The sequence below is a fragment of the Agromyces sp. Leaf222 genome (assembly GCF_001421565.1).
Classification (GTDB): Bacteria; Actinomycetota; Actinomycetes; order Actinomycetales; family Microbacteriaceae; genus Agromyces.
Genome location: NZ_LMKQ01000004.1, coordinates 237,459 through 246,820, shown reverse-complemented (window position 1 = coordinate 246,820; position 9,362 = coordinate 237,459). Strand labels below are relative to the sequence as shown.

The 9,362-nt window shown below is 71.1% G+C and carries 7 protein-coding genes and 1 pseudogene; 1 reads left to right on the top strand and 7 read right to left on the bottom strand.

The window, feature by feature from the left end:
• Nucleotides 1-150: pseudogene (locus tag ASE68_RS19690) on the bottom strand (L-ribulose-5-phosphate 4-epimerase); the annotation flags it as partial.
• Between the two features lie 526 nt (nucleotides 151-676).
• Between ASE68_RS19690 and ASE68_RS19685 the strand changes: the two are divergent.
• Entirely contained in the window at nucleotides 677-1,693 is a 1,017-nt protein-coding gene (locus tag ASE68_RS19685) for a LacI family DNA-binding transcriptional regulator (protein WP_055863481.1), read from the top strand.
• 28 nt (nucleotides 1,694-1,721) lie between these two features.
• On the opposite strand, the gene ASE68_RS19680 is transcribed toward ASE68_RS19685, so the two are convergent.
• From ASE68_RS19680 to ASE68_RS19655, 6 genes are all read right to left on the bottom strand, one after another.
• Complete coding sequence (locus tag ASE68_RS19680) at nucleotides 1,722-3,224, bottom strand: MFS transporter (RefSeq protein ID WP_082462552.1); 1,503 nt, start codon at nucleotides 3,222-3,224, stop codon at nucleotides 1,722-1,724.
• Nucleotides 3,225-3,314: 90 nt separating this feature from the next.
• Nucleotides 3,315-4,145, bottom strand: coding sequence for an aldo/keto reductase (locus ASE68_RS19675; protein WP_055863388.1), 831 nt, complete (start codon nucleotides 4,143-4,145; stop codon nucleotides 3,315-3,317).
• A gap of 125 nt (nucleotides 4,146-4,270) precedes the next feature.
• Nucleotides 4,271-5,191, bottom strand: a complete 921-nt coding sequence (locus ASE68_RS19670) for a cyclase family protein (protein WP_055863386.1) — start codon at nucleotides 5,189-5,191, stop codon at nucleotides 4,271-4,273.
• On the bottom strand, nucleotides 5,188-6,570 hold the full coding sequence (locus tag ASE68_RS19665; protein ID WP_055863477.1) for an APC family permease: 1,383 nt from the start codon (nucleotides 6,568-6,570) through the stop codon (nucleotides 5,188-5,190). The genes ASE68_RS19670 and ASE68_RS19665 overlap by 4 nt, the downstream gene beginning before the upstream one ends.
• Before the next feature lie 130 nt (nucleotides 6,571-6,700).
• A complete protein-coding gene (locus tag ASE68_RS19660; RefSeq protein WP_055863382.1) occupies nucleotides 6,701-7,867 on the bottom strand; it encodes a cystathionine gamma-synthase in 1,167 nt (388 codons plus the stop codon).
• Between the two features lie 120 nt (nucleotides 7,868-7,987).
• Nucleotides 7,988-9,355, bottom strand: a complete 1,368-nt coding sequence (locus ASE68_RS19655; protein WP_055863381.1) for a cystathionine beta-synthase — start codon at nucleotides 9,353-9,355, stop codon at nucleotides 7,988-7,990.
• Between the last annotated feature and the right edge of the window lie 7 nt (nucleotides 9,356-9,362).

Below are 9,362 nucleotides of genomic sequence, written 5' to 3'. Positions count from 1 at the left end.
CACGAACAACTCAGCACCCGGAACCCGACCACTGACATTGCCGCCGGTCCACACCACCAGGCCATACCGCGTCAACTCGGCATGCAACTTCGCGACCTCGGTACGCACCCGGGCGATGGCGACCTCGAGCTGGGGGCCGTAGCTGCTCATGCGGTCACCGCCTCGGTGGGTGCAGAGCCGGGCACGAACGCACGGAAGCGCACTCCGGAGGATGCTCCGAGAGGGTGCTGGTCGCCGTGGTTCACGTGCTGACTCCTTCGTCGAGATGCGGCTGGTGCCTTGGTCGGATCGGCGTCATGTGCGGATCTAATGTGACCGTTCACATGGCGACACTCATGTTAGCCCCACGTCGCCTCGACCTGTCAACTCGACGGAGTCACGGATCGGTAACGGCCCGTTCATCTGCACCCGACCTCGCGGAGGGCGCGCGATTTCCGCTCCACACCAGTCGCCAGGCCGCAATACCCCGGATGGGGGGCGATTCCGGCGGGGTCGATCATCACCCGGATCGGGTTCGGACTCCTTACCCTCGAGGCGTTCCGATGCCGAGACGAGGCTCCGTCGTCATGTGACCGTCACATGTGTGACGGTCACATTCGCGGCCGGACGTGCATAATGAGGGCAGCGAGGCGTGTGACCGTGCACATACCCGCCGAACACGAACGAGGAAGTGACCGTGTCAGACGAGCCGTCGAAAGGCCGCGCGCCCAGCATCCGAGACGTCGCGCGTCTGGCCGGCGTCTCGCATCAGACCGTCTCGCGAGTGCTCAATCACCATCCGAGCATCCGCCCCGAGACGAAGCAGCGCGTGCTCGACGTCATGGAGCAGGTGCAGTACCAGCCGAACCGCGCGGCACGAGCCCTCGTCACGAGCCGCTCGCACACCATCGGCATCCTCTCGTCGCAGAGCACGCAGTACGGCCCGGCATCGAGCATCACCGCGATCGAGGCCGCCGCGCGCGAGGCCGGCTACTGGGTCAGCACCGCCAATATCGACGCTTCCGACGACCGCTCGATCTCCGACGGGCTCGCGCACCTGCTCGCGCAGGGCGTCGAGGGCCTGGTGGTCATCGCACCCCAGGCCCGCGTGTTCGACACCCTCGCGCAGCGCTCGATCGAGGTGCCCTACGTCAGCCTGCAGTCCACCGGAAAGGACCCCGACCACACGCTCTCGGTCGACCAGATCGCGGGGGCCCGCCTGGCCACCCGCCACCTCATCGAGCTCGGCCACCGCAACATCTACCACCTCACCGGCCCCCAGGACTGGATCGAGGCCGAGGCGCGCATGCGCGGATTCCTCGACGAGATGAGCGCGAGCGACGTGCCCACGACGGCGCCGATCCTCGGCGACTGGACCGCGGACTTCGGCTACTACGCCGGCCGCGAGCTGCTCACCGTTCGCGACTTCACCGCGATCTTCTCGTCGAACGACCAGATGGCCCTCGGCCTCATGCACGCGATCCGCGACGCCGGCCTCGAGATCCCGCGCGACGTCTCGATCGTCGGGTTCGACGACATCCCGGAGGCGGCGCACTTCTGGCCGCCGCTCACGACCGTGCGCCAGGACTTCGCCGAGCTCGGGCGTCGATGCGTCGCGCTGCTGCTCGGCGGCGACCCCGCAGCTCCCGAGCATCGCGACGTGATCGTGCCCGAGCTCGTCGTGCGCTCGTCGACGGGCCGCCCGGCGTTCTGAGTCGACGGATGCCGCGGGCCCGAGTTGCTCAGCCGCGGGCGACGCCCAGCGGACGCACGCGACCCGCGATGAGCAGGCCGACGACCGCGATGCCGAGGGTGACGGCGAAGTCGGCGGTGAACGCGCCGGCGCCGACGGCCGAGGACACGAGCGCCGTGACCGCGAGCGCGATCGACGCGCCGAGCGACTCCGAGATCGTGAGCGCAGCGCTGTTGAAGCCCTGCTCGTCGCGCTTGGACTGCGCGAGCACCGACACCGAGAACCTCGGGTACATGAACCCCATCGACGCCCCGGCCAGCGCCCAGGCGACGAACGCGATCGCGGGCGGCAGGGTGAACGCGGCCACCGCGAGCACGACGACGAGGGCCACCACGAGCGTGAGCGCGCCGATCTGCACCGCCAGGGTGTCGCTGACCCGGTGGGTGAGCCGCCCCTGCAGCCACGACGCCGCCGCCCACGTGACGCCAGCGCCCGTGAGCACGACGCCCGCGAGGCTCGGCGACATCTCGTAGTTCTCGATGAAGAGGTACGGCAGGTAGACCTCGCTGCCGAAGAACGCTCCGGCCACGACGAACTTGACCGCGACCGTGGCCGGCATGCCGCGTGCGGCATGCAGTGCGCCGGGCGGCAGCAGCGGGCGGGCGGCATACGCTGCGACCGCGATGCCGAGGCCGGCGGCGAGCCACCGCCAGGGGTCGTCGAGCTCCTTGGCGAGCGAGACCGCCAGCGCGGCGACGGCCGTGAGCGTGGCCCAGCCGACGCGCCCGAGGCTCCACGGCACCGAGGCGTCGCCCTGCACGAGATCGCGGACCCGCAGGATCGGCGGCACCATCATGGCCGCCGCCGGCACGACGATCACGATGACGCCGAGGAACACCCAGTGCCAGCTGAAGGTCTCGGCGACGACGCCGGCGAGCGCCGGCCCGACGATCGACGGGATCACCCAGGCCGCGGCGAACCCGGCGAACACGCGGGCGCGCAACGACTCGGGGTACGCCCGCGCGACGATCACGTAGAGCGGCACGATGACGGCCGCGCCGCTCAGGCCGTGCACGAAGCGCCCGATGATGAAGACGGTCATGTCGGTCGCGGTGCCCGCGATCACGAGGCCGACGACGAACAGCGCCGCCGCGGTGATGAGCGAGGGCAGCGGGCCCGAGCGGTCGGTCCAGTTGCCCGCGAGCACCATGCCGATGATGCCGGCGGCCAGCGGAACCGCGAACGCGAGGGCGAACAGCGACTCGCCGTCGAGGTCGCGCACCACGAGCGGCATGATCGTCGTCACCGCCATGGCCTCGAACGCCGCGAGGAAGATCGTCGCGAACATGCCGATCGAGAGCCAGGTGTACGGCGCCGAGAGCGGGCCCTTCGCTTCGGGCAGACGCGAGTGGGCCTCGTGAGCGGATGTCTCGTGGGCGGATGTCTCGTGAGCGGATGCCTCAGCCGACGTGTACGCCTCGGCCGCCGGAGCCAGCGAGTGGTCGCTCGACTCGATCTCGTCGTTCGCAGCCCCGTCGCCCGTTGATCGCATCACTCGATCGAGCCTACGACGTGCCGACGACGTCGAGGCCCGTCCGGACCCGACCGGCCAGGACCGCGCGTCGCCCGATCGTGGTCGGCGTTACAGCTCTTCGTGCGTGTCGGGGTCGGCGCCCCAGATGCGGCCGCGCTCGAGGCCGTCGATCGCCGCGACATCCGCCTCGCTCAGCTCGAACGAGAACACGTCGAGGTTCGCCCGGCGCCGCTCGGCCTGCGAGGACTTCGGGATCGGCACCGAGCCGAGCTGCACGTGCCAGCGCAGCACCACCTGCGGCACGGATCGCCCGAGCCGCTCGGCGATCTCGGCGAGCACCGGCTCGTTGAGCAGGTCGCTCTTGCGGCCGAGCGGACTCCAGCTCTCGGTGCGGATGCCGCGCTCGGCGTGGTAGCCGCGGAGCTCGCGCTGCGAGAAGTACGGGTGCAGCTCGACCTGGTTGACGACGGGCACGACGCCCGTCTCGTGCTCGAGGCGCTCGAGCATCGGCGCGGTGAAGTTCGAGACGCCGATCGAGCGCACGAGCCCCTTCTCGCGCAGGCGGATCATCGCCTTCCAGCTGTCGACGTACTTGTCGACGCTCGGGTTCGGCCAGTGGATGAGGTACAGGTCGAGCCAGTCGAGGTCGAGCCGTTCGCGCGACTCCTCGAAGCTCGCGAGCGTCTCGTCGAATCCGTGGTGGCGGCCGGGCAGCTTCGTGGCGACGAAGAGGTCGCTGCGGTCGACGCCGGATCGCCGGATCGCCTCGCCGACGACGTCTTCGTTGCCGTAGTTGTAGGCCGTGTCGAGCAGGCGATAGCCGTCGGCGATGGCCTCGGAGATCGCCCCGATGCCGCTCTGCTCGTTGAGCCCGTAGGTGCCGAGGCCGATCGCGGGAATGGTGTTTCCGTCGCGCAGCGCGTAGGAGGGGAGGCTCATCCCCCCATCCTCACCCACTCGGGCGGCAGATGCCACAGCGCCACAGCGAAGGTCACCCGATCCGGCCCGCGATCCGTCGATCCGGCAACCGGGCGATCCCGTGACCGGCGATCCCGCGCGCCGCGCTACTCGGCCGTGGGCACCTCGGCGAACGCGCGCACGGGGAACGTGCCGAAGCCCTCGACGCGCGGCGGTGCGGCGGTGAAGCGCGCGCCGCGCACGGGAACCCGCTCGAGGCCGGTGAGGTGCTCGACCACGTGGATGCCCGCCTCGAGCAGCAGCGAGTGCGCCGGCCGCTCGCCGCCCGATTCGGTGTCGTCGATGTTCAGTGCGTCGATGCCGACGAGGGCGACCCCGGCGCCGACGAGGTGCCTGGCGCCCGCCTCGGTGAGGAAGGGCGACCCGTGCCCGTACTCGGGGGTGCCGAAGTAGCGGTCGAATCCGGTGTGCAGCAGCACCGCGGTGCCGGTGAGGTCGCGGTCGAAGAACACCTCGGCCGGGATGCCGCGGCTCGCCGCATCCGTCAGCCGGAACACCTCGGCGGGCAGGCCGACGAGGGTCTCGAGTTCGAGGCTCGCCAGGTCGCCCCCCTCGGCGTATCTGTGGAACGGGCTGTCGAGGTAGGTGCCCGTGTTGCCGGCCATCGCGATGATGTCGATCTCGAACTCGGTGCCCGGCGCGTACATGCCGCGGGAAGCCTCGCGCGTGAGGTGCGGCGTGATGACGGGTGCGGGGATTCCGGGGTAGGTCACGAGTCCGGCGCGGATCGGGTGGCTGAGGTCGACGAGCTCGCCGCGGCCCGATGCTGCGGGCGTCGTCGGGGCTGTCACGCCGCGCGATCCGCGGTGCACCTCCTCGACGACCTCGAGGTTCGAGAGGCGCACGCTGCCGACGAGCGTGAGCCCGAGGTGGCGCACGAGCAGCTCGGCGATCTCGGCCTCGGTCAGGTCGGCCGCCGGCAGGTCGAGGCGGAATGCGTCGGCGCGCAATCCTCCCCCGTTCGCGAACTCGACGTCGGCGTCGAAACGGGCGCGGTACTCTGTCATGCGGGTTGCTCCTCGGGGGTTTGGGCGACGGCGGATGTCTCGGGGCTCGTGTCGGCGACGCCGCGGCGACCCCGGATGCGTCGCACGACCGTCACGACGACCGCGGCGAACGCGAGCACGAGCGGCACGAGCGGCACGAGCAGGTTCTGCCAGGCGAGCACGAGCAGTCCGGCGGTCATGATCGTCGCGACGACGGCGAGCCACCAGCCGAACGACCAGCGCTTCAGCAGCAGGGTGGCGGCGAGCATGCCGGCGGCGTAGATCGCCACCATGTTGCTGGTGTGGATGAGGATGAACCCGGTGAGGTCGAGGTCGTTGAGCAGCATGAGGCCGAAGTAGCCGAGGATCAGCACGCCGGTGAGGGCGAGCGCACGGCGCGGCACCTGTCCGTCGGCGGCGCCCTTCGCGAAGAACCGGGGCAGGTCGCCGTCGCGGCCGAGCGCGGCGCCGAGCTTGCCGAAGGCGGGCAGGTAGGCGTTCATCACGCCGAGCGTGACGATCGCGGCGACGATGGCGACGAGCACCTGGCCGACGCCGGGCGCCGTGGTCTCGACGAGGTCGAGGAGCGGCACCTGCCCCTCGCCGGCCCGGTCGCCGAGCACGGCGACCGTGACGAACTGCAGCGCGAGGTAGCCAGCACCCACGACGACGACGGCGATCGCCGTGGCGAGCGGGATGGTGCGCTTCGGGTTCTTGAACTCCCCGGCGAGGTGGGTGCCCACCTCCCAGCCGGCGAACGCCCAGACGAACAGGCTGATGGCGACGCCCACGCCGCCCCAGCCGTTGGGGAGGAAGGGCGTGAAGTTCGACGCCTCGGCGGCCGGGAAGGTCACGGCGACGACGCCGACGACGACCGCGACGAGCAGTCCGGTGAGCACGAACTGCACCCATCCGGCGACGCGCACGCCGAACCAGTTGACGATGAACGGGGGCACGAAGACCGCGAACCCGATGATCGGCACGGCCGATCGGTCGATGCCGAGCACGGCGACGACGTACTCGCCGCCGAGAACCGCGAGCACCGGGGCCCCGATGCAGACGCCGAAGAAGAACCAGTAGCCCGCCATGCGCGCCGCGGTGTCGCCGAGGGCGCGGCGCACGTAGCTCGCGACGCCGCCCGCGTCGGGGTAGCGCGAGGCGAGGGCGGCGAAGGTTCCGGCGAGCGGGATCGAGAGCACGAGCACGACGGCGACCGCGACGATGGAGGCCGGGCCGGCCGCCGCGGCGGCGAGGCCCGGCAGCACGAGGATTCCGGTGCCGAGCACGCTCGCGATGTACAGGGCGGTGCCCTGCACGAGTCCGAGGCTGCCGCGGTGCTCGGCGGCCTCCGGCCCGGCGCGGGGGGGTGCGGCGGTCGCGCCGGCGGTGTTCGTGGTCACCCGCTCAGTCTGCGGCATCCGCTCTCGTCGAGGCGATGGCAGGAGAGACGTGCTTCGACGACTTCCTGCCAACCCCCGGCCCGCAGATGCCGAGCGGATGCCGCGAGCGCCGCCCGCGGCATCCGTCGCCCTACAGCCGTGCGAGCGCCTCGTCGATGTCGGCCAGCAGGTCGTTCGCGTCCTCGATGCCGACCGACAGGCGCACGATCGACTCGGCGACCTCGGCCTCGGTGCCGCGCACCGAGGCATGCGTCATCGCCCACGGGTGGTTCACGAGCGACTCGACGCCGCCCAACGACTCGGCGAGCTGGAACAGCGTCGTCGACTCCGCGAACCGGCGGGCCGCCTCGCCGCCGCCGGCCAGATCGATCGAGAGCATGCCGCCGAAGCCCGACATCTGGCGCGCCGCGAGTTCGTGCCCCTCGTGCGACTCGAGGCCCGGGTAGTACACGCGTGCGATGCCGTCGTGCTCGGCGAGCCGCTCGGCGATGAGCTGGGCGGTGGCGCTGTGGCGCTCCATGCGGATGCCGAGGGTCTTGATGCCGCGCGTCGTGAGGAACGCGTCGAACGGGCCCGAGACGGCGCCCGCCGCGAACTGCGTGAACGTCACCTGCTCGGCGAGCTCCTCCTGCCCCGGCGCGAACACGAGCGCGCCGCCGACCACGTCGGAGTGGCCGCCGAGGTACTTCGTCGTCGAGTGCACGACGACCTGCGCGCCGAGCGCGATCGGCTGCTGCAGCGCCGGCGTCGCGAACGTGTTGTCGACCACGACGAGCGCGCCGGCCTCGGCGCCGAGGGCGGCGAGCGCGGCGATGTCGGTGATCTTCATGAGCGGATTCGAGGGCGTCTCGATCCAGAGCACCTTCGTGACCCCCGGCTCGATCGCGGCGCGCACCGCGTCGAGGTCGCCCAGGTCGACCGTGCTGTGCCGCACGCCCCAGGCGCCGTGCACCTTGCGGATGAGCCGGTGCGTGCCGCCGTACACGTCGTTGCCGACCACGACGTGGTCGCCCGGTGCGAGCACCGTGCGCAGCAGCGCGTCTTCGGCGGCGAGGCCCGAGGCGAACGAGAGGCCCCGGATGCCGCGCTCCAGCGCCGCGAGCTGGGTCTCGAGTGCGGTGCGGGTCGGGTTGCCGCCGCGCGAGTACTCGTAGCCCTCGCGCAGGCCGCCGATGCCGTCCTGCACGTAGGTCGAGGTGAGGTAGACGGGCGGGATCACCGCGCCCGTCGTGGGGTCGAACGCCTGGCCGGCGTGGATCGCGAGCGTGTCGAAGCCGGCGCGGTCGGAGATGTTCATCGTGGCATCCGTTCTGGGTCGAGTGCGTCTGAGAGGTGTGAGGGGCGAGTCCGCGATGGTCGCGGATTCGCAGGTCGCGGGTCGCGGCATCCGTCGATTCAGGGCGGCGGATGCCGGCGGCTACGCCGAGAGGTAGGTGAGCAGGTCGGTGCGCGTGATGACGCCGAGCGCCTTGCCGCCGTCGGTGACGAGCATCGCCTCCGCGTCGGCGAACGCGGCCCGCGCGACGGAGACGGGCTCGTTGACGCCGATGAGCGGCAGTTGGTCGCCGATGACGCCCGCGACCTCGTCGGTGAGCTTCACCTTGCCGGTGAACACGAGGTCGAGCAGCACGTCTTCGCTGATCGTGCCCTTCACCTCGCCGAGCACCACGGGCGGCTCGGCCGAGAGCACGAGCAGCTGCGAGACGCCGGTCGTGGCCATCACGTCGATCGCCTCGCGAACGCTGTGACTGGGGTGCACGTAGACGAGGGGCGCCGTGCGGTCGGCCTTCGTGGCGAGCACATCGGCGATCGTGTGCCCCTCTGGCGCGTTCGAGAAGCCGTAGGCGCGCATCCACTTGTCGTTGAAGATCTTGCCGAGGTACCCGCGCCCGCCGTCGGGCAGCAGCACGACGAAGACGTCGTCGGGCGAGGCGTCCTTCGCGGCGCGGAGGGCGGCGACCACCGCCATGCCGCTCGAGCCGCCGACGAGGAGGCCCTCCTCACGGGCGAGGCGCCTCGTCATCTCGAACGCGTCGCGGTCGGAGACGGCGAGCACCTCGTGCGGCACGTCGGGGTCGAACGTCTCTGGCCACATGTCCTCGCCGACTCCCTCGACGAAGTAGGGGCGACCGGTGCCGCCCGAGTACACCGAGCCCTCGGGGTCGGCGCCGATCACGCGCACCCGATCGCCCGACACCTCGCGCAGGTAGCGACCGGTGCCGGTGATCGTGCCGCCGGTGCCGATGCCGGCGACGAAGTGCGTGACGCGCCCCTCGGTGTCGTCCCAGATCTCGGGGCCAGTGGTCTCGTAGTGCGAGCGCGGGCCGTTCGGGTTCGCGAACTGGTTCGGCTTGTAGGCGCCGGGCGTCTCACGCACGATGCGGTCGGAGACGCTGTAGTACGACTCGGGGCCGTCGGGAGCGACCGACGTCGGCGTCACGACGACCTCGGCGCCGTAGGCCGTGAGCACGTTGCGCTTCTCCTCACCGAACTTGTCGGGCACGACGAAGATGCAGCGGTAGCCGCGCTGCTGGGCGACGAGCGCCAGGCCCACGCCCGTGTTGCCCGAGGTCGGCTCGACGATCGTGCCGCCGGGCTGCAGCAGGCCGTCGCGCTCGGCGGCCTCGATCATGCGCGAGGCGATGCGGTCCTTGACCGACCCGCCGGGGTTCAGGTACTCGAGCTTCGCGAGCACAGTCGCCTCGGTGGCGCCAACGACCACGTGGCTGAGCTTCACGAGCGGCGTGTTGCCGACGAGGTCGACGATGGATTCTGCGTACTTCATTGGAGGG

Excerpts from the sequence above, each read along its gene's own strand:
- ASE68_RS19680 (WP_082462552.1), bottom strand. The coding sequence starts at position 3,224 with ATGCGATCAACGGGCGACGGGGCTGCGAACGACGAGATCGAGTCGAGC.
- ASE68_RS19660 (WP_055863382.1), bottom strand. The coding sequence starts at position 7,867 with ATGAACATCTCCGACCGCGCCGGCTTCGACACGCTCGCGATCCACGCC.
- ASE68_RS19655 (WP_055863381.1), bottom strand. The coding sequence starts at position 9,355 with ATGAAGTACGCAGAATCCATCGTCGACCTCGTCGGCAACACGCCGCTC.
- ASE68_RS19670 (WP_055863386.1), bottom strand. The coding sequence starts at position 5,191 with ATGACAGAGTACCGCGCCCGTTTCGACGCCGACGTCGAGTTCGCGAAC.
- ASE68_RS19675 (WP_055863388.1), bottom strand. The coding sequence starts at position 4,145 with ATGAGCCTCCCCTCCTACGCGCTGCGCGACGGAAACACCATTCCCGCG.